The organism is Streptomyces sp. SYP-A7185, from assembly GCF_046103685.1.
GTDB lineage: Bacteria > Actinomycetota > Actinomycetes > Streptomycetales > Streptomycetaceae > Streptomyces.
Genome location: NZ_CP122310.1, coordinates 5,188,021 through 5,210,889, shown reverse-complemented (window position 1 = coordinate 5,210,889; position 22,869 = coordinate 5,188,021). Strand labels below are relative to the sequence as shown.

16 protein-coding genes and 1 pseudogene are annotated in these 22,869 nt (G+C 72.4%); 1 reads left to right on the top strand and 16 read right to left on the bottom strand.

Annotated elements, in window-relative coordinates; genetic code table 11:
* Positions 1-22: 22 nt before the first annotated feature.
* From QBL25_RS22860 to bldG, 9 genes are all read right to left on the bottom strand, one after another.
* Positions 23-1,228 (bottom strand): DNA polymerase III subunit delta', encoded by a 1,206-nt coding sequence (locus QBL25_RS22860; RefSeq protein WP_409058879.1) that lies wholly within the window; start codon positions 1,226-1,228, stop codon positions 23-25.
* 176 nt (positions 1,229-1,404) lie between these two features.
* Positions 1,405-4,674, bottom strand: coding sequence for a dTMP kinase (tmk, locus tag QBL25_RS22855; protein ID WP_409058878.1), 3,270 nt, complete (start codon positions 4,672-4,674; stop codon positions 1,405-1,407).
* Between the two features lie 110 nt (positions 4,675-4,784).
* Positions 4,785-7,619: a type I DNA topoisomerase gene (gene topA, locus QBL25_RS22850; protein WP_409058877.1), complete on the bottom strand. Its 2,835-nt coding sequence runs from the start codon at positions 7,617-7,619 to the stop codon at positions 4,785-4,787.
* A 287-nt stretch (positions 7,620-7,906) separates the two neighbouring features.
* Positions 7,907-8,104: a hypothetical protein gene (locus QBL25_RS22845; protein ID WP_409058876.1), complete on the bottom strand. Its 198-nt coding sequence runs from the start codon at positions 8,102-8,104 to the stop codon at positions 7,907-7,909.
* A 284-nt stretch (positions 8,105-8,388) separates the two neighbouring features.
* Positions 8,389-9,921, bottom strand: a complete 1,533-nt coding sequence (locus QBL25_RS22840; protein WP_409058875.1) for a methyltransferase — start codon at positions 9,919-9,921, stop codon at positions 8,389-8,391.
* Positions 9,922-10,069: 148 nt separating this feature from the next.
* The gene (locus tag QBL25_RS22835; protein ID WP_409058874.1) at positions 10,070-10,651 is read right to left on the bottom strand and encodes a small secreted protein; all 582 of its coding nucleotides are present in this window, start codon (positions 10,649-10,651) and stop codon (positions 10,070-10,072) included.
* A gap of 199 nt (positions 10,652-10,850) precedes the next feature.
* Positions 10,851-13,259, bottom strand: a complete 2,409-nt coding sequence (locus QBL25_RS22830; RefSeq protein WP_409058873.1) for a sodium-translocating pyrophosphatase — start codon at positions 13,257-13,259, stop codon at positions 10,851-10,853.
* A 282-nt stretch (positions 13,260-13,541) separates the two neighbouring features.
* Positions 13,542-13,979, bottom strand: a complete 438-nt coding sequence (locus tag QBL25_RS22825) for an ATP-binding protein (protein WP_409058872.1) — start codon at positions 13,977-13,979, stop codon at positions 13,542-13,544.
* A 113-nt stretch (positions 13,980-14,092) separates the two neighbouring features.
* Positions 14,093-14,434 (bottom strand): anti-sigma factor antagonist BldG, encoded by a 342-nt coding sequence (gene bldG / locus QBL25_RS22820; RefSeq protein WP_003975386.1) that lies wholly within the window; start codon positions 14,432-14,434, stop codon positions 14,093-14,095.
* 80 nt (positions 14,435-14,514) lie between these two features.
* Here bldG and QBL25_RS22815 point away from each other — a divergent pair, with 80 nt between their 5' ends.
* Positions 14,515-16,968, top strand: a complete 2,454-nt coding sequence (locus tag QBL25_RS22815; protein ID WP_409058871.1) for a DEAD/DEAH box helicase — start codon at positions 14,515-14,517, stop codon at positions 16,966-16,968.
* Between the two features lie 402 nt (positions 16,969-17,370).
* Here QBL25_RS22815 and QBL25_RS22810 read toward each other — a convergent pair.
* The 7 genes and pseudogenes from QBL25_RS22810 to ssd form a co-directional block, all read right to left on the bottom strand.
* A pseudogene (locus QBL25_RS22810) lies at positions 17,371-17,586 on the bottom strand (Rv3654c family TadE-like protein); the annotation flags it as partial.
* A gap of 62 nt (positions 17,587-17,648) precedes the next feature.
* The gene (locus tag QBL25_RS22805; RefSeq protein WP_409058870.1) at positions 17,649-18,119 is read right to left on the bottom strand and encodes a TadE family type IV pilus minor pilin; all 471 of its coding nucleotides are present in this window, start codon (positions 18,117-18,119) and stop codon (positions 17,649-17,651) included.
* Positions 18,106-18,327, bottom strand: coding sequence for a DUF4244 domain-containing protein (locus QBL25_RS22800; protein WP_409058869.1), 222 nt, complete (start codon positions 18,325-18,327; stop codon positions 18,106-18,108). Before QBL25_RS22800 ends, QBL25_RS22805 begins: the two co-directional genes overlap by 14 nt.
* A gap of 77 nt (positions 18,328-18,404) precedes the next feature.
* A complete protein-coding gene (locus QBL25_RS22795; protein ID WP_409058868.1) occupies positions 18,405-19,187 on the bottom strand; it encodes a type II secretion system F family protein in 783 nt (260 codons plus the stop codon).
* On the bottom strand, positions 19,184-20,026 hold the full coding sequence (locus QBL25_RS22790; protein WP_409058867.1) for a type II secretion system F family protein: 843 nt from the start codon (positions 20,024-20,026) through the stop codon (positions 19,184-19,186). The genes QBL25_RS22795 and QBL25_RS22790 overlap by 4 nt, the downstream gene beginning before the upstream one ends.
* Positions 20,023-21,198 (bottom strand): TadA family conjugal transfer-associated ATPase, encoded by a 1,176-nt coding sequence (locus QBL25_RS22785; protein ID WP_409058866.1) that lies wholly within the window; start codon positions 21,196-21,198, stop codon positions 20,023-20,025. The genes QBL25_RS22790 and QBL25_RS22785 overlap by 4 nt, the downstream gene beginning before the upstream one ends.
* The gene (gene ssd / locus QBL25_RS22780) at positions 21,195-22,343 is read right to left on the bottom strand and encodes a septum site-determining protein Ssd (protein ID WP_409058865.1); all 1,149 of its coding nucleotides are present in this window, start codon (positions 22,341-22,343) and stop codon (positions 21,195-21,197) included. The genes QBL25_RS22785 and ssd overlap by 4 nt, the downstream gene beginning before the upstream one ends.
* Between the last annotated feature and the right edge of the window lie 526 nt (positions 22,344-22,869).

Genomic DNA, 22,869 nt, shown 5'->3' with positions numbered 1-22,869 from the left:
ACCCCCACCGCTGCCCCGACCACTACCCCGCCCGCAGCGCCACCGTCATCGCCTCCACCGCGAGCAGCGGCGCCACATTGCGGTCCAGTGCCGTGCGGCAGGCGCCGATCGCCTCGATGCGGCGCAGCGTGGACTCGGGCGAGGATTCGCGGGCCAGGCGCTCCAGCATGTCGAGCACCTCCGTGTTGGCCAGTGCCACGCGGGAGCCGAGCTGGAGGGTGAGCACGTCGCGGTAGACACCGGTCAGCTCGATCAGGGCGAGGTCGAGGCTGTCGCGCTGGGTGCGGGTCCTGCGGCGCTTCTGGCGGTCTTCGAGGTCCTTCATGACGCCCGCGGTCCCGCGCGGCATCCGGCCGCCCTTCTCCGCGCCGAGCGCCGCCTTCAGGTCGTCGGTCTCCTTGACGTCGACCTCCTCGGCGACCTGCTTGGCGTCGTCGCCGGCCGTGTCGATCAGCTCCTGCGCCGCCTTGAGGCAGCCGCCGATGTCCGCCACGCGCATGGGCAGCTTGAGCACGGCGGCCCGGCGCTCGCGGGCCCGCGGATCGGTCGCGAGGCGGCGGGCGCGGCCGATGTGCCCCTGGGTGGCCCGCGCGGCGGCGGCGGCGACGTCCGGCTCGATGCCGTCACGCCGGATCAGTACGTCCGCGACGGCGTCCACCGGGGGCGTGCGCAGCGTCAGGTGGCGGCAGCGCGAGCGGATGGTGGGCAGCACGTCTTCGAGCGAGGGTGCGCAGAGCAGCCACACCGTACGGGGAGCGGGCTCCTCGACGGCCTTCAGGAGGACGTTGCCCGCGCCCTCCGTGAGGCGGTCCGCGTCCTCCAGGACGATGACCTGCCAGCGGCCGCCCGCAGGGGAGAGCTGGGCCCGCCTGACGAGCTCGCGGGTCTCCTTGACGCCGATGGACAGCAGGTCCGTACGCACCACTTCCACGTCGGCGTGCGTGCCGACCAGGCTCGTGTGGCACCCGTCGCAGAAGCCGCAGCCGGGGGCGCCGCCCAGCGCGCGGTCCGGGCTGGTGCACTGGAGCGCGGCGGCGAAGGCGCGGGCGGCGGTGGACCGCCCGGAGCCGGGCGGTCCGGTGAACAGCCAGGCGTGCGTCATCTTGGACGCCTCGGGGCGCGGGGTGCCCGCGGCCACGGCGGTGACCAGCGTGTCGGCGTCCCGGGCGGCGGCACCGAGCTGCTCGCTCACCCGCTCCTGGCCCACCAGGTCATCCCATACGGTCATCGGTCACCGCCTCCGCCCTGCTCCCGCACCATCTGCGTCGCCCCATGCCGCGCGCTTCACGTCACGTGCTCCACGCGCCGTCGGTCTTCATTGTGGAGCACGCCACTGACAACGCTGACCCCCGCCCGACGGAGACGGGCTCCGTCGGACGGGGGTCAGCGGTCGTCAGGCGAGGCTCAGCGCCGCTTGCGGCCCCGGCCCCGGCCGCCGCCGTCCTCGTCCTCGTCCCGGTCGCCCAGCAACTCGTCCGCCAGGGAGGGCAGGTCGTCCAGCGGAGTCTCCTCCGCCCAGTCCGAGCGGGGCCGCTGCTTGGGCGCCCCGTGCTCGTCGACCTGGGGCAGCTCGCGGGTCCTGTCGTTCCCGCCGCCCGACGAACGCGCGGGCCCCTGCTCGGGCTCGGCCCCGGGCCGCTCGTCGCGGAAGTAGCCCGGCGGCACCTTGTCCTCCCGTACGGAAGGCAGCACGGCCGTCTCGTCGGCCGCGCCCGGCACGGGCGGCTGCGGCAGGACCTCGGTCTCCTCCGAAGCGGAGGTGTCCCGAACGGCGGGCAGCACCGCCGTCTCGTCGGCAGCTCCCGGCGCGGGCGCACCGGGCTTCACGATGGGCGTGGGCACGGTCGTCTCGTTGTCCGGCACGGCATCCGCGGGGGAGCCGGCCGGAGCGGGAGCCGGCGCCTTAGCCGGAGCCTGAGCCGGAGCCTTTTTCGAAACCGAAGCCGAGTCCGAAGCCTCCTTCGGAGCCGCAGCCGCCCCAGGTGCAGGCGAAGAAGCAGCCGCGGGCGCCGCCCCAGCCCCAGCCGCCGCCCCGGCAGGAGCCACCCCAGAAGGAGCCGCCGCAGCGGTAGTCGCCGCGGCCGCCGCCGCAGCCGCCGAAGCCGCCGCCAGCCGCCGTGCCTCCTCGGCCCGCAGCAGCGCCTCCTCGGCCTTGCGCTGCTTCTCGACGCGCCGCGCCTCGGCCTCGGCCCGCAGCCGCGCCTCTTCCTCGGCCTCCCGGCGGCGGCGCGCCTCCTCGGCGGCCCGCACCTTCTCCTCGGCGAGCAGGCGTGCCTGCTCCTCCTCGGCCCGGCGCTTGGCCTCCTCGGCGCGCTGCCTGGCCTCCTCGGCCTGGCGCTCGGCCTCGCGGCGCTGCGCCTCCTCCAGCTCGCGGCGCTTGCGCTCCTCCTCCTCGGCGCGGAGCTTGGCGAGCTGCTCCTGGCGCTCGCGCTCGATCCGCTCCTCCTCGGCCTTGCGCGCGGCTTCTTCCTCGGCCTTGCGGCGCGCCTCTTCCTCGGCGGCCTTGCGGGCCTCCTCCTGCGCCTTCACCTCGGCCTCGGAGAGCGGCAGCATCAGGTCGAGCCGGTGCCGGGCCACGGTCGTGACCGCCTCCGGCTCCTGGGCGGCGTCGATCACCAGGTAGCGCCCGGGGTCGGCCGCGGCGAGCGTCAGGAAACCGGACCGCACGCGTGCGTGGAACTCGGCGGGCTCCGACTCAAGGCGGTCGGGGGCCTCGGTGAAGCGCTCGCGGGCCGCCTCCGGGGACACGTCGAGCAGCACCGTCAGGTTCGGCACGAGCCCTGCCGTCGCCCAGCGCGAGATACGGGCGATCTCGGTCGGGGACAGGTCGCGGCCCGCGCCCTGGTAGGCCACGGACGAGTCGATGTACCGGTCGGAGATGACGACCGCGCCGCGCTCCAGGGCGGGGCGCACGACCGTGTCGACGTGCTCGGCGCGGTCGGCGGCGTACAGGAGTGCTTCGGCGCGGTGCGAGAGTCCGGCCGACGAGACGTCGAGGAGGATCGAGCGCAGCCGCTTGCCGACCGGGGTCGCGCCCGGCTCGCGCGTCACGACGACCTCGTGGCCCTTGGCCCGGATCCACTCGGCGAGCGCCTCGGCCTGCGTGGACTTGCCCGCGCCGTCGCCGCCCTCCAGGGCGATGAAGAAGCCCGTGGGGGCGATCCCCTGCTGCGGGTCGTCGCCGCCCCGCAGCGCGTCGCGCAGGTCGTGCCGCAGCGGCACGCCCTGCCGGTCGTCGATCTTGGCGAGGACCAGCGCGGCCACCGGCAGGAGCAGCGCGCCCACCAGCATCAGCGTGAAGGCGGCGCCGCCGTGGTCGAAGACGAACTTGCCGTTGACGAAGCGGTGCGGGCCGATCGCCGCCGCGACCACCGGGGCCACGAGGGCGCCGAGGGCGACGAAGAGGCGTACGACCGCCTGGAGGTGTTCCGTCGTGCGCGCCCTGCGGTACTCCTCGACCTCCTGGTCGAGCAGCGCGTGCCCGGTGTGCGCGGCGATGCCCGCGGCCACTCCGGCGAGCGCCAGGAGCAGCAGCACGGTCGTCAGGTCGGGCACGAGCCCGGCGGCGAGCAGCGCGACCCCGGTGAGGGCGATCGCGAGCGCGAGCAGCCGGCGGCGCGAGAGGGAGGGCAGCAGCGACGGCGAGGTACGGATGCCGACGACGGTGCCGCCGGTGAGGGCGAGGACGATCAGGCCGTACGTGACGGGTCCGCCATCGAGGTCCTTGGCGTGCAGCACGGCGACCGCGACGGAGGCCGCGACGGCCCCGGCGATCGCGGCGCAGGCGGCGACGAGCAGCGGGATCGCGCCGGTGCGGCCGCGGTCGGTGCCGCTGCCGGTGCGCGGCCTGCGCAGTCCTTCGAGGGGGCTACGCGCGCGTGGCGTCTGCGTGGCGGGAAGTTCGAGGAAGTAGACGATCGACAGCGAGGCGGCGAAGAGCCCGGCGGCGACGAACGAGCCGAGCCCCGCCTGGTGCACCTCGAACCAGTCGAGCCCGGCGCCGAGGAGGTTGCCGACCAGCGTGACGACGACGAGCGCGGCGGCCGCGAGGGGCAGCGCCACGAATCCCGTACGCAGCGACAGGCGCCGCAGTGCGTCCATGTGGTCCGGCAGCGGCCGCACCGTCGCGCCCTCCAGGGGCGGCGCGGGCAGCAGCGCGGGCGCCGCGCTCTCCCGGCACACCGTCCAGAAGCGCTCGGCGACGCCGATCACGAAGGCGGTGACGAGCAGCATCGCGAGCGCGTTGTCCGGGGTCCAGTCGATCCACAGCGGCGCGACGATCAGGAGTCCGGCCCGCAGACCGTCCGCCACGACCATCGTCCAGCGCCGGTCCAGCGGCCCGTCCGGTGACGTGATGGAGCTCAGCGGCCCGAGAAGGACCGCTCCGAAGAGCAGCGTCGCGAGGATGCGTGCTCCGAAGACGGCGGTGACCGCGAACGCGACCCCTCGATAGCCGCCCCCGAACGCTCCTTCGGCGATGGCCGCTTGCAGCGCAAGGACCACCAGGACAAGGAGGGCGAGGGCATCGCCGACACCGCCGACGAGCTGGGCGCTCCAGAGCCTCTTCAGCTGCGGTACCCGCAGCAAGGCGCGGACAGCACGCTCTCGGGAATCTGCGACCAGGGCGTCGTCGGGGGCCGGGTTTCCGACCGTTGGCTGCTCGGCACGCGTCATCCGTCCAGCCTATCTGGCGGGTGCGACACACCGAAGGGGCGCCCGAACAAACGGGCGCCCCTTTGGTTCACACCTTCACAGCGCCGTACACATACGACGCATACCGCCGGTCACTCGGCGTCGGACGCCTTGGCGGCCGAGGCCGCGGTCTTCTTGGCGGCGGCCGTCTTGGTGGTGGTCTTCTTCGCGGCGGTCGTCTTCTTGGCGGCCGTCGTCTTCTTGGCAGCCGTCTTCTTCGCCGCGGTCTTCTTGGCCGGAGCCTTCTTCGCCGCCTTCTTGGCGGTCTTCTTGGCCGGACCCTTGGCCCGCTTCTCGGCGAGCAGTTCGTAGCCCCGCTCGGGCGTGATGTCCTCGACGCTGTCGGCGGCCCGCAGGGTGGCGTTCGTCTCGCCGTCCGTGACGTACGCCCCGAAGCGGCCGTCCTTGACGACGACCGGCTTCCCGCTGACCGGGTCCTCGCCGAGCTCCTTGAGCGGCGGCTTGGCGGCGGCCCGCCCGCGCTGCTTGGGCTGGGCGTAGATCGCCAGGGCCTCGTCCAGCGTGATGGTGAAGAGCTGCTCCTCGGTCTCGATGGACCGCGAGTCGGTGCCCTTCTTCAGATACGGGCCGTACCGGCCGTTCTGCGCGGTGATCTCCACGCCTTCGGCGTCCGTGCCGACCACGCGCGGCAGGGACATCAGCTTGAGGGCGTCCTCGAGCGTCACCGTGTCCAGGGACATGGACTTGAAGAGCGAGGCCGTCCGCGGCTTGACCGCGTTCTTGCCGGTCTTCGGGGTGCCCTCGGGGAGCACCTCGGTGACGTACGGGCCGTAGCGGCCGTCCTTGGCGATGATCTCGTGACCCGACGTGGGGTCGGTGCCGAGCGCGAAGTCGCCGCTCGGCTTGGCGAGCAGCTCCTCGGCGTACTCGACGGTCAGCTCGTCCGGCGGCAGGTCGTCGGGCACGTCGGCGCGCTGGTGGCCCTCCGCGTCCTTCTCGCCGCGCTCGATGTACGGGCCGTACCGGCCCACGCGCAGCAGGATGCCGTCGCCGACGGGGAAGGAGGAGATCTCGCGGGCGTCGATCGCGCCCAGGTCGGTCACCAGCTCCTTGAGGCCGCCGAGGTGGTCGCCGTCGCCGTTGCCCGCGTTCGAGGCGGCCCCGGCGTCGTCGCCCTCGCCGAAGTAGAAGCGCCGCAGCCACGGCACGGCCTGGGCCTCGCCCCGCGCGATGCGGTCGAGGTCGTCCTCCATGCGCGCCGTGAAGTCGTAGTCGACGAGCCGGCCGAAGTGCTTCTCCAGGAGGTTGACCACGGCGAAGGACAAGAAGGACGGCACCAGGGCCGTGCCCTTCTTGAAGACGTAGCCGCGGTCGAGGATCGTGCCGATGATCGACGCGTACGTCGACGGGCGGCCGATCTCGCGCTCTTCGAGCTCCTTGACCAGCGAGGCCTCGGTGTAGCGGGCCGGCGGCTTGGTCGCGTGGCCGTCGACCGAGATCTCGTCGGCGGACAGCGCGTCGCCCTCGCTGACCTGCGGGAGCCTGCGCTCACGGTCGTCGAGCTCGGCATTCGGGTCGTCCGCGCCTTCGACGTAGGCCTTCATGAAGCCGTGGAAGGTGATGGTCTTGCCGGACGCGCTGAACTCGGCGTCGCGGCCGTCGGCGGCCGTGCCGCCGATCTTCACCGTGACGGAGTTTCCGACCGCGTCCTTCATCTGGGAGGCGACGGTCCGCTTCCAGATCAGCTCGTAGAGCCGGAACTGATCACCGGTCAGACCGGTCTCGGCGGGCGTGCGGAAACGATCACCCGAAGGGCGGATCGCCTCGTGCGCCTCCTGCGCGTTCTTGACCTTCCCGGCGTACGTGCGGGGCTTGTCCGGCAGGTAGTCGCTGCCGTACAGCTGCGTGACCTGCGCGCGGGCCGCGGTGACCGCGGTGTCGGACAGCGTCGTGGAGTCCGTACGCATGTAGGTGATGAAGCCGTTCTCGTACAGCTTCTGGGCCACCTGCATCGTGGCCTTCGCGCCGAAGCCGAGCTTGCGGCTGGCCTCCTGCTGCATCGTCGTCGTACGGAACGGCGCGTACGGAGAGCGGCGGTAGGGCTTGGACTCGACGGAGCGGACCGCGAACCGGGTGTTCTCCAGGGCCGCGGCGAGCGAACGGGCGTTGGCCTCGTCCAGGTGCAGCGTGTCGGACTTGAGCTGGCCGACCGAGTTGAAGTCGCGGCCCTGCGCGATGCGCTTGCCGTCGACCGCGGTGAGGCGGGCGACGAGCTGCGAGGGGTCGGACGCGTCACCGGTGCGGCCGGTGCCGAAGGTGCCCGTCAGGTCCCAGTACTCGGCGGAGCGGAAGGCGATGCGCTCGCGCTCACGCTCGACGACGAGGCGGGTCGCCACGGACTGGACGCGGCCGGCCGACAGGCGCGGCATGACCTTCTTCCACAGGACCGGCGAGACCTCGTAGCCGTAGAGGCGGTCGAGGATGCGGCGGGTCTCCTGGGCGTCGACCATGCGCTTGTTGAGCTCGCGCGGGTTGGCGACGGCGCCCTGGATCGCGGCCTTGGTGATCTCGTGGAACACCATGCGCTTGACCGGGACCTTGGGCTTCAGGACCTCCAGGAGGTGCCACGCGATGGCTTCGCCCTCGCGGTCCTCATCGGTGGCGAGGAAGAGTTCGTCGGAGTCCTTCAGCAGGTCCTTGAGCTTCTTGACCTGGGCCTTCTTGTCGGCGTTGACGACATAGATGGGCTCGAAGTCGTTCTCGACGTCCACGCCGAGCCGGCGCACCTCGCCGGTGTACTTGTCGGGGACCTCCGCGGCGCCGCTGGGGAGGTCGCGGATGTGCCCGACGCTCGCCTCGACTACGTAGCCGGGGCCGAGGTAACCCTTGATCGTCTTCGCCTTGGCAGGCGACTCGACGATGACGAGTCGGCGGCCGCCCTTTGCGGTCTCGCTGGTCGGGGACAACTTCGCTCTTCTCTCCGGTCGGTACTCGGTGGCCGTGCTGCGTGGCCTCGCTCGGTGCGCTTGAGTTGCGCTGACGCTGCGGAGTGTGACGGTACATCCCGCCCCCGTGTCAAACGGGAAAAGCCCGCAACGGCCACTCGAACGGTAACCCGACTACCGCCATTCCTGCCGCCCGGAGTGGCGACGTGCCCTTTCACCACCGGGTTCGCGACCCGGTTCACGACCGGCGCGGCACGGGCGCCGGGCCTACGGCCCGTACGCGCCCCGCGACCACCGGCAGCTTTCGGTCAGAGACGAGTGAAACACCACACTCCGAGCACCAGTGCGGCTGCTCCCGCGACCGCCGCGAGGGTCGCCGATGCGACGGGGTTCACACCCTGGGCGACCGGTGCCCGGTGCGCCACGCGTGCCCCCGTCCACAGCAGTAGCCCCGCTCCGAACAGCGCGAATACCGTGCCCGCGAAGATCGCTGGTCCGCTCTCCATGGCCTTGCCTCCCCGTACCGAGTTCCCTGGTCCTGGAAACTTGCACGCCCGGGAAGCCGGGGCGCGAACCCCGGGTAAACGGAGGGCGCACGGCCCGGATCACCACCCGCCGACCGGCCCTGGCCGACCGGATCCGGCCGCCGGGACCGTCGCGCACAGTCCACCTTCTCGATGTACGCCCGGCGGTCGCGGACGTCCATCCATCCCACCCAGAACGAGGGGCCGATGTCCCCGAAACGTACGAGACACGCCGTACGCGTACCGCCAACGGACCGGTGCGGCCCTTACGCGTCGACCGGCTCCAGGAAGCCCTGCTCGACCAGGAGCCTGATCTGCGCGGGCGTGCGGTCCCGCAGCAGGACGGGGTCGTCCCCGACCAGTTGGGCGATGGCGTCGAGGATCCGCCCGGCGCTCAGCGTGCCGTCGCACACCCCGGCGAAACCGGCGCCCACCGTGTCCACCTTGGTGGCCCGCCGCATCCCGCGGTGCTGGCGCAGCACGACGTGCTCGGGGTCCTCGGCACCGGGCAGCCCGACCTGCTCCTGCACGACCTCGTCCGCGAGCCTGAAGTGCCCCGCGAGCAGCGCGGCGTCGTCGTGCGTGCGCAGGTAGTCCTGGCGCGCGAAGAACTCCCGCACGGTCTCGCCCAGCGGCTGCTCGACGGGGTGCGGCCACTCCTCCACGGTCACCGACGGCTCGGCGGCCCCGGCACCCGCGCCGGACTTGCGCAGCGTGATCCAGCCGAACCCGACCGCGCGCGTCTTGCGGGCCTCGAACTCGTCGAGCCACGCGTCGTACCGCGCCGCGTACTCCTCCGGGTCCGTCCGGTGGTCGCCGGCGTCGCGCAGCCACAGCTCGGCGTACTGCGTGACGTCCTGCACCTCGCGCTGCACGATCCACGCGTCGCAGCCGCGCGGCACCCAGGAACGGAGCCGCTCGGTCCACTCCTCGCCCTCCACGTGCTGCCAGTTGGCGAGGAAGTGCGCGAACCCCCCTTCGTTCAACCGCTCTCCCGCCTGCTGAACGAGCGACCGGCACAGATCGTCCCCGCCCATCCCGCCGTCGCGGTAGGTGAGCCGCGCTCCGGGAGAGATCACGAAGGGTGGATTGGACACGATCAGGTCGTACATATCCTCGCCCACGGGTTCGAAGAGGGAGCCTTCCCGCAGGTCCGCCTCGGGAGCACCGGACAGGGCGAGGGTGAGCCGGGTGATGCGCAGGGCCCGGGGGTTGAGGTCGGTCGCCGTGACCCGGGTCGCGTGGTGCGCGGCGTGCAGCGCCTGGATCCCGGAGCCGGTTCCGAGGTCGAGAGCGCTGGCCACGGGCGTACGCACGGTGAGGCCGGCGAGGGTCGTCGAGGCCCCGCCGACACCGAGCACGACCCCTTCGTCGTGGCTGCCGATGCCTCCGGCGCCGCCGACCGCGCAGCCCAGGTCCGAGACGATGAACCAGTCCTCGCCGTCCGGCCCGCCATACGGCCGCACGTCCACGGTCGCCTTCAGCGCGCCCTCGCCGTCCGCCGCGGACAGCCAACCGGCCTCCTGGAGGGGGCCGACGGGCAGAACGGCCGCCACGCGCGCGTGCGGCACCGAACGCTGCAACAGGAAGAGGCGTACGAGCGTCTCCAGCGGCCCGTCGCCGCGGGTGGCCCGCAGCGCGGGCACGGTCTCGCTGCGGGCGAGCGCCGTGTAGGCGGGCGCCCCGAGCAGCTCGAGCAGCCCGTCAGCGGTGAAGTCGGCCTCCAGCAGGGCTTCCCGCAACTGGGCGGAGACGTCGGCACGATCGGACGAGGGCAGGGGGGCGCTAGCAGTACTCACCCCTTCATTGTGACCCGCATCGGCCCAGATCCACCGCCGCGAACACCCGCCCCTCCCTCCGGCTACCGGTGAACGCAGCGCTGCCCCGGCCGTCGGGGGGGGTATCCCCAGGCGGCCGGGGCAGCAGGTCGAAGAAGGGGGGCAACCCCTAGGCGGCAGAAGGCGTAGCGCTAGCCGACTTGCAGCTGTCCTGCTTGCTCATCGCCTGGCCCACCTCGCCCTCCTGCAGCTTCTCCAACGCCTTGTTGCCGCTCTTGCTCAGCTTGTCCAGCTCTCCGGCGACGCTCTTGAGGCCGTCCGCGAAGTCCGCCTGGTTCTTGGTGTCCAGGCCGTCGACCTTCTTCTTCAGGTCGCCGTACGACTTGGAGATGGCGTTCAGTTCCTTGACCGCGTCATCGGTCTTCTTCTGGCCGCCGTCGACCGGCGGGGCGCCCGCGTCCTTCACGGCGGCACCCATCGCCTTGTAGGCGTCGGACATGTCCTGGAACGCCTTGGAGTCGGTCTTCTGGACGTCCTCCGGCGAGCTGTTGTCCGAGGTCTCCTTCTGGATCGCGGCGTTGGCGGAAGCGATCTTCTTCGACTGCGGCTGGACCGAGTCACAGACGTCCTTGGCCCAGGAGTCCAGCTTCTCGTTGCCGTCATCGCTGCAGCCCGACAGCGCCAGTACCAGTACCGCACCGCCGGACAGTGCGGCTGCAAGCTTCTTGTTCACCGGATTGGTCCCTTCCATGGCTCTCGGCCCCGGAACTTACACGCCAACTGGGCTACAACCGCATGCCGGGGGTCCGGTACCACCCCTATTGAAGCCATTTGCACCAAGCAGAGAGCGCGAGAGAAGGCTCACCAGCCGGCTCCCCGGACGCACGAAGGGCGGACGCCGCGTCAAAACGCGCCGTCCGCCCTCGTGTTGGGCAGAGTCTGACCCGGCGTTACGAAACCACGGCCGGGTCGGTGGGCTTACTTACCCGCTCAGCACCACCTTCTCCCTCGTCGCCCACGGCGATGCCGCGGCGCTTGGAGATGTAGACCGCGCCGATGATGACCAGGATCGACAGCACCGCGATCAGTGCCCGCACCCCGGCGCTCGCGTCGTCCCCGTAGCTGAACTGGACGACCGCGGGCGCGATGAGCAGCGCCACCAGGTTCATCACCTTCAGCAGGGGGTTGATCGCGGGCCCCGCGGTGTCCTTGAACGGGTCACCGACGGTGTCTCCGATGACCACCGCGGCGTGGGCTTCACTGCCCTTGCCGCCGTGATGGCCGTCCTCGACGAGCTTCTTCGCGTTGTCCCAGGCACCGCCCGAGTTGGCGAGGAAGACCGCCATCAGCGTGCCGGTGCCGATCGCACCCGCCAGGAACGAGCCGAGCGCGCCGACGCCGAGCGAGAAGCCGACGGCGATCGGCGTGAGCACGGCGAGCAGACCCGGTGTGGCCAGCTCCCGCAGCGCGTCCTTGGTGCAGATGTCGACCACGCGCCCGTACTCCGGTTCCTCGGAGTAATCCATGATCCCGGGGTGCTCGCGGAACTGCCGCCGCACCTCGTAGACCACCGATCCGGCCGACCTCGACACCGCGTTGATCGCCAGCCCCGAGAAGAGGAAGACGACCGCGGCGCCCAGGATCAGGCCGACGAGGTTGTTGGGCTGGGAGATGTCCATGACCAGGTTCATCGGAGCGCCGTCGCCCATTTTCTCGCCGACGTCCTTGGCCGCGCTCGCGATGGCGTCGCGATACGAGCCGAAGAGCGCCGAGGCCGCGAGAACGGCGGTGGCGATGGCGATGCCCTTGGTGATGGCCTTGGTGGTGTTGCCGACCGCGTCCAGGTCGGTGAGCACCTGCGCGCCGGCGCCCTCGACGTCACCGGACATCTCGGCGATGCCCTGCGCGTTGTCGGAGACCGGACCGAAGGTGTCCATGGCGACGATCACGCCGACCGTGGTGAGCAGGCCGGTACCGGCGAGCGCCACCGCGAACAGGGCGAGCATGATCGACGTGCCGCCGAGCAGGAACGCCCCGTACACGCCGAGCCCGATCAGGAGCGCGGTGTAGACGGCCGATTCGAGGCCGATCGAGATGCCGGCCAGGACCACGGTGGCCGGTCCCGTGAGGGACGTCTTGCCGATGTCCCTCACCGGGCGCCGGTTGGTCTCCGTGAAGTAGCCGGTGAGCTGCTGGATGAGCGCGGCCATGACGATGCCGATCGCGACGGCGACGACCGCGAGGATCCGCGGGTCTCCGTCATGACCGGCGATCGCCGCGTCCGTGACACCGTCCAGGTCGGCGTACGACGACGGCAGGTAGACGAAGACCGCCGCGGCCACCAGCGCCAGCGAGATGATCGCGGAGATGAAGAACCCGCGGTTGATGGCGGACATCCCGCTGCGGTCGGCGCGCCGTGGCGCCACCGCGAAGATGCCGATCATCGCCGTCACGACGCCGATCGCCGGAACGATCAGCGGGAAGGCGAGACCGGAGTCGCCGAACGCGACCTTGCCGAGGATCAGCGCGGCGACCAGGGTCACCGCGTAGGACTCGAAGAGGTCGGCGGCCATTCCCGCGCAGTCGCCGACGTTGTCGCCCACGTTGTCGGCGATGGTCGCGGCATTCCTCGGGTCGTCCTCCGGAATGCCCTGCTCGACCTTGCCGACCAGGTCGGCGCCGACGTCGGCGGCCTTGGTGAAGATGCCGCCGCCCACACGCATGAACATCGCGATCAGCGCCGCCCCGAGGCCGAAGCCTTCGAGGACCTTCGGCGCGTCGGCCGCGTAGACGAGCACCACACAGGAGGCGCCCAGAAGACCGAGCCCCACCGTGAACATGCCGACAACGCCGCCCGTGCGGAAAGCGATCTTCATGGCCTTGTGCGAAACAGCGGTGAGATCCTTTTCGGGTTCTCCTTCCGCGGGGGTGGCCTCTCGGGCGGCTGCCGCCACACGAACATTGCTGCGTACGGCGAGCCACATGCCGATATAGCCGGTGGTCGCCGAGAACACCGCACCGATCAAGAAGAAGATCGATCGGCCGGCACGCTGATTCCAGTCGTCTGCGGGCAGCAGCATGAGCAGGAAGAACACCACGACGGCGAAAACGCCGAGAGTGCGCAACTGCCTGCCTAGGTAGGCATTGGCGCCCTCCTGGATCGCCTTCGCGATCTTCTTCATGCTGTCGGTGCCCTCGTCGGCCGCGAGAACCTGGCGTACGAGGACCCAGGCGACCACGAGAGCCGCCACCGCGACGGCCGCGATGACCATCACGATGAGGCGGTTGTCGTCGGTCAGTACTGCGGCTGCGAAGGTTGAGGGATGGTCAAACTGATGAGGGGTAGAAAGCCCCGCCATTCGTCCTCCTTGACGCTTGGGCTGAGCTCAAGATGTGGACGGATTGTAGGGAGCGGAACCTGATCAAAACAGAGCGCCGCAAACGGAATTGGCGCAAGATTGCTACCCAGCAAATGATCGCGACCACAGATCGGCCCCGAAAGCGGTAATGCCCCAAAAGCGTTGACGGCGACCGGCAGTCCTGAGGCAATTGACCGAGGCAATGATCCACAAAAGAAAAAGGCCCTGCTCCCGGGTCGGGAGCAAGACCTTGATGTTGCAGGTCGGACGAGGAGCGGAAGCTCAGACGAGCGGCACCGGGGCCGTCGGCCACGTCATACGAATGAGGCCGCCGTTCTCGCCGGAAGTGACCTCGACGTCGTCCACGAGCCCGCTGATGACGGCGAGACCCATCTCGTCCTCGCCCTCGGCGTCCGGCTCGTCGGAGGCACCGGACCCGGAACCGGATGCCCGGTCACCCGCCGGAGCGTGGGGGACCTCGTCGCCGACCTCAATGGAGAACTGCTTCTCGTCCTCGATCAGGGCGACCCGCACCGGCGCCGAGACGCCGCTGCTCTGATGCAGCCCGACGGCTCGGGTGCAGGCCTCGCCGACGGCGAGCCTGACCTCGTCGAGGACGGCCTCGTCGACCCCGGCCCTGCGCGCGACCGCCGCCGCCACGAGCCGAGCGGTCCTGACGTGCTCGGGCAGCGCGCTGAAGCGGAGTTCAACGGTGGCCATGCATCCCCCTCGGACATACGCGCGTGCTGTCAGGGGGCCGGGCCGAGGGCCCGGTCCCCTGCTGTTCTGCCACCCCCGGGCCGCGCAAGCAGCCGGCCCGGGACATCCGGCTCTCAGTCGGTGGCCGCGACCGCTTCCTCGACCGAGGTGTGAATGGGGAACACCTTGGTCAGACCGGTGATGCGGAAGATCTTCAAAATACGCTCCTGGTTGCAGACCAGGCGCAGCGAGCCCTCATGGGCACGCACCCGCTTCAGGCCGCCGACCAGCACGCCGAGCCCGGTGGAGTCGAGGAAGTCCACGCCCTCCATGTCGACGACCAGGTGGAAACTGCCGTCGTTCACCAACTCGACCAACTGTTCGCGCAGCTTGGGCGCGGTATAAACATCGATTTCGCCACCGACCTCGACGACCGTACGATCGCCGACGGTACGGGTCGACAGGGACAGGTCCACGGATCCTCCAGCACCTTGCTATCGAGCGGTCATCCCTCGGGACACCTCGGCAGAGCCCCCAGGACGGATCGCCAGCCGCGATGGCATTCAATCACTTACCGGCAGGCGTGCACGACGCCTTGGGACCATTGTCCATCCCGCCAGTGACACACTCGGTGCCGATGGCCAACTTTTCTCCGCCCGGCGGACCCTCCACGGGCGCCCCGGTACGCACGTCTCCTCGGACGGTCCTGGACCGGCTCACCGCGGGACCGAGCCGTGCTTCGCGCGTCACTCATACGGAGCACTTGCCCCCGCGCGCGGCCCGATATGCAGTCTGGCCTGATCGCATCCGTTCGGAAGTCGTCGCGGCGGTCCGGTCGGCCGGGATCGAGCACCCCTGGGCCCACCAGGCACTCGCCGCCGAGCACGCCTTGGACGGCGAGTCGGTCATCGTCGCCACCGGAACCGCGTCGGGAAAGTCGCTGGCGTACCTCACGCCCGTGCTCTCGGCCCTCCTGGACGGCTCCGAGGCCCCCAACGGGCGCGGCGCGACCGCGCTCTACCTCGCCCCGACCAAGGCCCTGGCCGCCGACCAGCGCCGCGCCGTACGCGAGCTCGCGGCGCCCCTCGGCAACGCGGTCCGCCCCGCCGTGTACGACGGCGACACCCCCGTCGAAGAACGCGAATGGGTGCGTCAGTACGCGAACTACGTCCTGACCAACCCCGACATGCTGCACCGCGGGATACTCCCGTCCCACCCCCGCTGGGCCTCCTTCTTGCGCGCCCTGCGCTATGTCGTCATCGACGAGTGCCACACCTACCGCGGCGTCTTCGGCTCGCACGTCGCCCAGGTGATCCGCCGCCTGCGCCGCCTCTGCGCCCGGTACGGCTCCGAGCCCGTCTTCCTCCTCGCCTCCGCCACCTCCGCCGAGCCGGCCGTCGCCGCGGAACGCCTGACGGGACTTCCCGTGAAGGAGGTCGCCGACGACGCCTCGCCCCGCGGCGACCTCGTCTTCGCCCTCTGGGAGCCCCCGCTCACCGAACTCCACGGCGAACGGGGCGCCCCCGTCCGCCGCACCGCCACCGCCGAGACGGCCGACCTGCTGACCGACCTGACGGTCCAGGGCGTCCGCTCGGTCGCCTTCGTACGGTCCCGGCGCGGCGCCGAGCTGATCGCGGTGATCGCCCAGGAACGCCTCGCCGAGGTCGACCGCTCCTTGGCCCGCCGCGTGGCCGCCTACCGCGGCGGCTATCTCCCCGAGGAACGCCGCGCCCTGGAGCGCGCCCTGCACTCCGGGGAACTCCTCGGCCTCGCGGCCACCACCGCCCTCGAACTCGGCGTGGACGTCTCCGGCCTCGACGCCGTGATCATCTCCGGCTATCCGGGAACCCGCGCCTCGCTCTGGCAGCAGGCGGGCCGCGCCGGGCGCTCCGGACAGGGCGCGCTGGCCGTCCTCGTCGCCCGCGACGACCCGCTGGACACGTATCTCGTCCACCACCCCGAAGCGCTGTTCCGGCAGCCGGTGGAGTCGACGGTCCTCGACCCCGACAACCCGTACGTCCTCGCGCCCCACCTCTGCGCCGCCGCCGCGGAGCTCCCGCTCACCGACGACGACGTGCTGCTCTTCGGCCCGGCCACCGAGGACCTGCTCCCGCAGCTGGAGGCCGCGAAACTGCTGCGCCGCCGCACGAAGGCCTGGCACTGGACCCGCAGGGAGCGGGCCGCCGACCTCGCCGACATTCGCGGCGAGGGCGGGAAGCCCGTGCAGATCGTCGAGGAGGGCACGGGCAGGCTGCTCGGCACCGTCGACGCGGCCGCGGCGCACACCTCCGTCCACGAGGGCGCGGTCCACCTCCACCAGGGCCTCACGTATCTGGTGCGCCACCTGGACCTGGAGGATTCGGTGGCCCTGGTCGAAGAGGCCCAGCCGCCCTACTCCACGACCGCCCGGGACACCACGGCCATCTCCATCCTGGAGACGGACACCGAGATCCCGTGGGGCTCCGGCCGCCTCTGCTACGGCTCCGTCGAGGTCACCAACCAGGTCGTATCCTTCCTGCGCCGCAAGCTGATCACCGGCGAGGTCCTCGGCGAGACCAAGCTGGACCTGCCGCCCCGCACCCTGCGCACCCGCGCGGTCTGGTGGACGGTCACCGAGGACCAGCTGGACGCGGCCCGCATCAACCCGGAGATCCTCGGCGGCGCCCTGCACGCCGCCGAGCACGCCTCCATCGGCATGCTGCCGCTCTTCGCGACCTGCGACCGCTGGGACATCGGCGGTGTCTCCGTGCCGCTGCACCCGGACACGCTCCTGCCGACGGTCTTCGTGTACGACGGCCACCCCGGCGGCGCGGGCTTCGCCGAGCGGGCCTTCCACACGGCCCGGGAGTGGCTGACCGCGACCCGCCAGGCCATCGCCTCCTGCGAGTGCGAGGCCGGCTGCCCCTCCTGCATCCAGTCCCCGAAGTGCGGCAACGGCAACGATCCCCTGCACAAGCGCGGCGCGGTCCGTCTCCTCACCACCCTCCTCAAGGACGCACCTGCCCCCTGAGGGGCCCCGGGGGCAGGTGGCGGCCCCCGCCCTCACCAACGGGCTGGTCGCCCTCGCAAGGCCGACTCCCGCCCCCACAGGGCCCCCTCCCGACCCACCGACGCCGCGCGCGGACACGACGGCATCCGAAACTGCCCCGACAGGATCCGGAGCGCGCCTGACAGGATCGGGAGCGAGCTCTCCGCCGTCCGGAGCGGGCCCGGCAGGATCCGGAGCAAGCCCTTCGAGGACCTGAGCGTCCCCTGCCGCCTCCCGAGCCGGAGACGGAGCCCGAGTCGGTGACGAAGGCGGAACCTCCGGGCCCAGTGGAGCCGCCAGCCCTACCGCACCCGCCGCCCCCGCCGGCCCCGCCCGGGATCTGACCTCCGTCACGAACGGGCCGAAGCTCGCCTTCGCCGTGACGTCCGCGATGTCGCCCCGCACCGCGCACCGCGCAAGGCGTGTCCCCTGGGCCTCGGCCACCCGGTCGGCCCTGGCGCACGCCCCGGAGCGTCCCTCCGCCCAGTGATCAGCGGCCGCCAGCGCCGCCAAGTCGGCCGCGCCGCCTGCCCGATGGCGAGCGACGATCACCTGACTCATCGCGAGGACCGCCCCGCAGATCACGCACAGCACGGCCATCACCACGACGACCCACACCGTCGCGGCCCCCCGGTCCACCCCTCCCCCAGTAGTCCGCCCCCTCACGCGCCCACCCCCACCGACTCCTCCGCCAACGCCACCGCCTCCGACCGCAACCGCAGCCCGAGCCCCAGCGCTCCGGGCCCCGGCGAGTCGGCCACGACCTCCACCCGCACCAGGTCCCCGTCACGCCGCACGGCCACCGCCGCACCCCGCGGCGCCGCCTGCCGAGCCGCCGCCACCGCCGCGCTCTCGGGGTCCTGCCGGGCCATCGCCCGCGCCCCCGCCCGCGCCGCGTCCACGCACTGGATCTGCGCGGACGCGGTCAACAGCGCCCAGACCAAAGCCATCGTGAACAACACCAGCGTGGGCAGCACCACGGCCGCCTCCGCCGTCACGAACCCCCGATCCCCGCCAAGACCCCGGCCATCCCGGCCACTTCGATCACCTCGGCCACCGTCTCGCGCCCGCTCAGAACTGACCTCAGACCTGGACTCAGCCCTGAACTCCGCCCTGGACTCAGAACTGAACATCGAGCGCCTTCTCCACGACCCCCTGCAACGCCGCCCTGACCTGTCCGCTCGTCACGACCTTGTAGAGCAGTCCCGCGAACCCCACCGCCGCGATCAGCCCCATCGCGTACTCCGAAGTGACCATCCCCGCGTCCCCTCGCACCGCACGCGCCTTGCGCCGCCAGGCCCGTGCCCAGGCCCGTGCCCGTGCACACAGCTGTCCCCACATCTCAACCCCCGTGAAATCTCGATCTGTTCAGTTCGTCTCGGGCCGGGCGTTCCCGGCCCCGCGGGCCACCGAGCCGCTCAGACCCCGCCCAACAACCCACCCGCCAACCCGATCACCACAGGCAGCACCCCCACCGCGATGAACGCGGGCAAGAAGCACAGCCCCACCGGCGCCGTCATCAGCACGCCGGCCCTGCGCGCGGCCGCCGTCGCCGCGCGGTTCCGTTCCGCCCGGCAGTCCGCGGCGAGGCGCGCCACCGCCTCCGCGGCCGGGGCGCCCGTGTCGCCCGCCCGCTCCAGCAGCCGGGCCAGCGGCCCCGCGCCCGGTATCGCGGCCAACCTCCGCCACGCGTCGGCTGGTTCACCCCCGAGCCGTACCTCCGCGGCCCCCTGAGCGAGCCTCTCCCCGACCGGCCCCCTCAGCGCGTCGCCGACAGCCTGAGCCGCCACGACCGGCCCCGCCCCCGCGGCCACGCAGGCCGCCAGCAGATCCGCCGCCAGGGGGAGCTGCCGGGACGCCTCCGCAGCGTCGTAATCCGAGTCGGGTGCCTGGCGCCCCCGCAGCCAACGCCAGGCCCCGTAACCAGCCCCCAGCCCCACCAAGCACCCCGGAACACCGCCCACCAGAACCCACCCGGCGCTCACCGCCCCGGCCACCACCACCCACCCCCGCACCGCGCCCCGAAACCGGGACACCTGCCTCTCCGGTCCTCCTGGCAGCCGCTCCCCCGCCCCCAGGACGAGCCCCGACCGCCCCCGCGCCGCCCGTTCGCGCCGCGCCGCGAGCGCGGCCGACACCAGCCACAGCACGGCCGCCGCACCCCACACGGCCACCCCCAGCCTGTGGACGAGAAGGCTCATCGCTCCTCCGCCCCTCGCACGATCCGCAGCGCCCACCACACGCCGGTCCCCTCCAACGCCCCGCCCACCGCAAGGCATCCGAGCCCCGCCCCGGTGTGCAGGAGCACCCGCAAGGGAGCCGCCCCGAGCGCACTTCCCATGAGCAGCCCGAGGACCGGCAGCCCCGTGAGCATCACCGCCGTCGACCGGGCCCCGGCCAACTGGGCCCGCAGATCGGACCGTTGATCCCGCTCCGCCCGCAGCGCGCCCTCCAGCCGTTCGAGCCCCGCCGCGAGCCCGGCGCCGCGGTCCACCGCCACCCGCCAGCACGCCGCGAGGCCCAGCAGGCCCTCCGCCCCCGGCTCCCGCGCGGCCTCGTCCAGCGCCCCCGGCACATCCCCGCCGAACCGAGCCGCCGCAAGGACCCCGGCCCGCCCCGCACCGAGCCCGCCCCCGTCCACGGCCCGCAACGCCTCCCCTGGCTGCCGTCCAGCCCGCACCTCCCCGGCGAGCACTCCGCACAGCGCGATCACCGCGGTGGCCCGGCGCTCCCGGTCGAGCCGTGCCCGCCTGCCTCGCCGCACACGCCGCGCCAGCGGCACCCCGGCCGCGCCCAGGACCAGGGGCACCATCGACTCGCCGAGCAACGCGACCAAGGCCCCGGCCGCCAGGACCCACCATTCCGACCGCCCCCGCCAGCCGACGCGCGCCACCGCCCGTCGCCACGCCGGAGCACCCGAGACGCCCTCTCCGCCGTCCGCCAGGACCACCCGGGCCCGCTGCCGCCCCCGGTCCCGTCCAAACGCCAGCCAGGCCGCGCCTCCCGCGCACACAGCCCCGGCCATCCCCGTCACGCTCATCCCCCACCACCACGATCCCCGCTCACCAGAAGCACGTTCAGCCGCTCCCAGCCCCTCTCCCTGACGAACTCCGTCTCGCCCCACCGCAGCGCCGGCACCGTCACCACGAGGCCGGACGCATCGCGCTCCAGGACGTGCACCTCCGCGATCCGCCGCCGCCCCGCCCGATCCCGTACGAGATGGAGGACCACGGACAGCGCGGCCGCCAGCTGGCTGTGGAGGGCCGCGCGGTCGAGCCCCGCCGCCGTGCCCAGCGCTTCCAGGCGGGCGGGCACATCCCCGGCGGCGTTGGCGTGGACCGTGCCCACGCCGCCCTCATGGCCCGTATTGAGAGCGGCCAGGAGGTGGACCACCTCCGCGCCCCGCACCTCGCCCACGACCAGCCGGTCGGGGCGCATCCGCAGCGCCTGGCGCACCAGGTCGTCCAGGCCGACCTGCCCGGCCCCTTCCTGGTTCGCGGGTCTGGCTTCGAGGCGTACGACATGGGGGTGGTCCGGGCGCAGCTCCGCCGAGTCCTCGGCGAGCACGATCCGCTCCCCCGGTCCGACGAGACCGAGGAGCGCGCTCAGCAGCGTCGTCTTGCCCGATCCCGTCCCGCCGCTGATCAAGAAGGACAGCCGCGCGTCGAGCAATGCCCGGAGCACCCGGTCACCGCCCGGCGGCACCGTCCCCGCCGCGGTCAGTTCCGCGAGGGTGAAGGCGCGGGGCCGGACGACACGCAAGGAGAGGCAGGTCGAGCCGACGGCGACCGGAGGCAGCACCGCGTGCAGACGGGTGCCGTCCGGGAGGCGTGCGTCCACCCAGGGCCTGGCGTCGTCGAGGCGGCGTCCCGCGACGGCCGCGAGCCGCTGGGCGAGCCGCCGCACCGCTGCCGCGTCCTCAAAGGTCACCCCGGTCAGCTCCAGGCCTCCGCCGCGGTCCACCCACACCCGGTCGGGGGCGGACACCAGCACATCGGTGACGGCGTCGTCCGCGAGCAAGGCCTCCAGTGGGCCCGCGCCCACCAGCTCGGATCGCAGCCGGGTCGCCGCGCCCAGGACCTCCGCGTCGCCGAGCACCCTGCCCTGGGCCCGCAGCGCCTCGGCGACGCGTGCCGGGGTCGGTTCCGTGCCGTTCTCCGCGAGCCACTGGCGCACCCCGTCCAGCATCCGGGCCCCGACCACGGCGCTCATGAGCCGCCTCCGGTGGCGTCGGCCGGGACCCGGTCCCAGAAGGCCGTGCAGAACCGCGCCAGCGGGCCCCGCGCGACGCCTCCGGGCGGAGTTCCCCCGGCCTGTGCGGCCAGCAGCCCGGCCTCCCGGGGCAGTTCGCCGACGAGCGGCAGCCCGAGCAGGCGCGCGACCTCCTCCGCGTCGAACCCGCCGAGGCCGTCGGAGCCGTCGCGGCCGTCGAACCCGCTGCCGCAGGCCCGGCCGGAGCCGCCCCTGCCGACCACCACCCGCAGGTCCCGCAGCACCATCCCGGCCGCCGAAGCGACCCGGCGGGCCCCGGCCACGGCGCGCAGCTCGGCGGGCACCACCAGGAGCCCCAGATCCACCTGGGCCAGCGCCTCGGCCACGCCTTCGTCCACGCGGCGCGGCAGGTCGACGACCACCACACCGCCCCGCCTGCGGGCCGCCGCGATCACCGCCCGCATGGCCTCGGGCGGGATGACCACCGCGTCACCCCGGTCCCAGCTCAGGACCCGCAGGGAGTGCAGCTCGGGCAGCGACTCCTCCAGGGCGCCTCCGCCGACCCGGCCCCTGGACTGCGCGAAGGCGGGCCAGCGCAGTCCGTCGGCCGCCTCGCCGCCCAGCAGTACGTCGAGCCCGCCGCCGAGCGGGTCCGCGTCCACGAGCATCGTGCGCCGGCCCGCGCGGGCCGCCGTGACGGCGAGGGCGCACGCCAGCGTCGAGGCGCCTGCTCCGCCGCTGCCGCCGATCACCCCCACCGTGAGCGCGGGCCGCCCCACGCCCTCGGCGACATCGGCGATGCGGTCCACCAGCCATCGCTCGCCGTCGGGCAGCACCAGCACGTGGTCGGCGCCGATCTCCACGGCGCGCCGCCAGACCCCGGAATCGTCCTGGTCCCGTCCGACGAGGACCACCCCGCGCCGGCGCGCGGCGCCCCGCACCCGGTCCACCGCGTCGTCCCCGACCAGGACCAGCGGGGCCGCGTCCCAGCCGCCTCCGCGCTCCGGTACGCCGTGCCGCACCTCGGGCCGTGCTCCCGCCGCGGCGCACAGCCGCAGCAGGTCGTCCAGCAGGTCCACGTCCTCCGTGACGATCAGCGGTCCGCCCTGCCGTCCGTCGGACGACGGCCCCCCGTCACGTGTCATCACTCCAGCCACGATCCTCAGCCCCCTCTCACTGCAAGCCCGTTGAATGCCGCGCTCCACATCAGCGATGAGGTGGCCAAAGCAATCCGGCCATGAACTTCGCGTGCAGAACGAGCGGAATCAGCGTGCAGCGGTCCGGGAAAACGTGTGGATCTTGGTCAATAACTGTGGACAAGGCGGGGGCTGTGAATATCCCCTTCACCCATACCGGTGACAACTCGGAGACTTCCACAGTGCAGCCTGACAACTACGCACAGTGACGGATCATGGGCATGCGAAAAGATCGCCACAACGGCTGCCAGCAGGCGTCGGGCGATCGAATCAGGGTCGGAAGAGGTCCGGAAAACCCATCCGGACATGCGACGACCCCCGCCGGGGGGGAGAGCGGGGGTCGTCCCCACGGTCCGACTCGGGGGGGGGGGAGGAGCCAGACCGGGTTAGCACGGTCGCGAACGATCCGTGACTTCCATGGTGTACCCGAGAGCCTTCTCAGGCAAACCCACGCGCCTCACCTTACGCCGAATGG

Coding starts and splice junctions, on each gene's coding strand:
- QBL25_RS22830 (WP_409058873.1), bottom strand. CDS start 13,259: ATGGCGGGGCTTTCTACCCCTCATCAGTTTGACCATCCCTCAACCTTC.
- QBL25_RS22815 (WP_409058871.1), top strand. CDS start 14,515: ATGGCATTCAATCACTTACCGGCAGGCGTGCACGACGCCTTGGGACCA.
- QBL25_RS22805 (WP_409058870.1), bottom strand. CDS start 18,119: ATGTTCAGTTCTGAGTCCAGGGCGGAGTTCAGGGCTGAGTCCAGGTCT.
- tmk (WP_409058878.1), bottom strand. CDS start 4,674: ATGACGCGTGCCGAGCAGCCAACGGTCGGAAACCCGGCCCCCGACGAC.
- QBL25_RS22785 (WP_409058866.1), bottom strand. CDS start 21,198: ATGAGCGCCGTGGTCGGGGCCCGGATGCTGGACGGGGTGCGCCAGTGG.
- QBL25_RS22860 (WP_409058879.1), bottom strand. CDS start 1,228: ATGACCGTATGGGATGACCTGGTGGGCCAGGAGCGGGTGAGCGAGCAG.
- QBL25_RS22790 (WP_409058867.1), bottom strand. CDS start 20,026: ATGAGCGTGACGGGGATGGCCGGGGCTGTGTGCGCGGGAGGCGCGGCC.
- QBL25_RS22845 (WP_409058876.1), bottom strand. CDS start 8,104: ATGGAGAGCGGACCAGCGATCTTCGCGGGCACGGTATTCGCGCTGTTC.
- QBL25_RS22835 (WP_409058874.1), bottom strand. CDS start 10,651: ATGGAAGGGACCAATCCGGTGAACAAGAAGCTTGCAGCCGCACTGTCC.
- QBL25_RS22800 (WP_409058869.1), bottom strand. CDS start 18,327: ATGTGGGGACAGCTGTGTGCACGGGCACGGGCCTGGGCACGGGCCTGG.
- QBL25_RS22825 (WP_409058872.1), bottom strand. CDS start 13,979: ATGGCCACCGTTGAACTCCGCTTCAGCGCGCTGCCCGAGCACGTCAGG.
- ssd (WP_409058865.1), bottom strand. CDS start 22,343: ATGACACGTGACGGGGGGCCGTCGTCCGACGGACGGCAGGGCGGACCG.
- QBL25_RS22795 (WP_409058868.1), bottom strand. CDS start 19,187: ATGAGCCTTCTCGTCCACAGGCTGGGGGTGGCCGTGTGGGGTGCGGCG.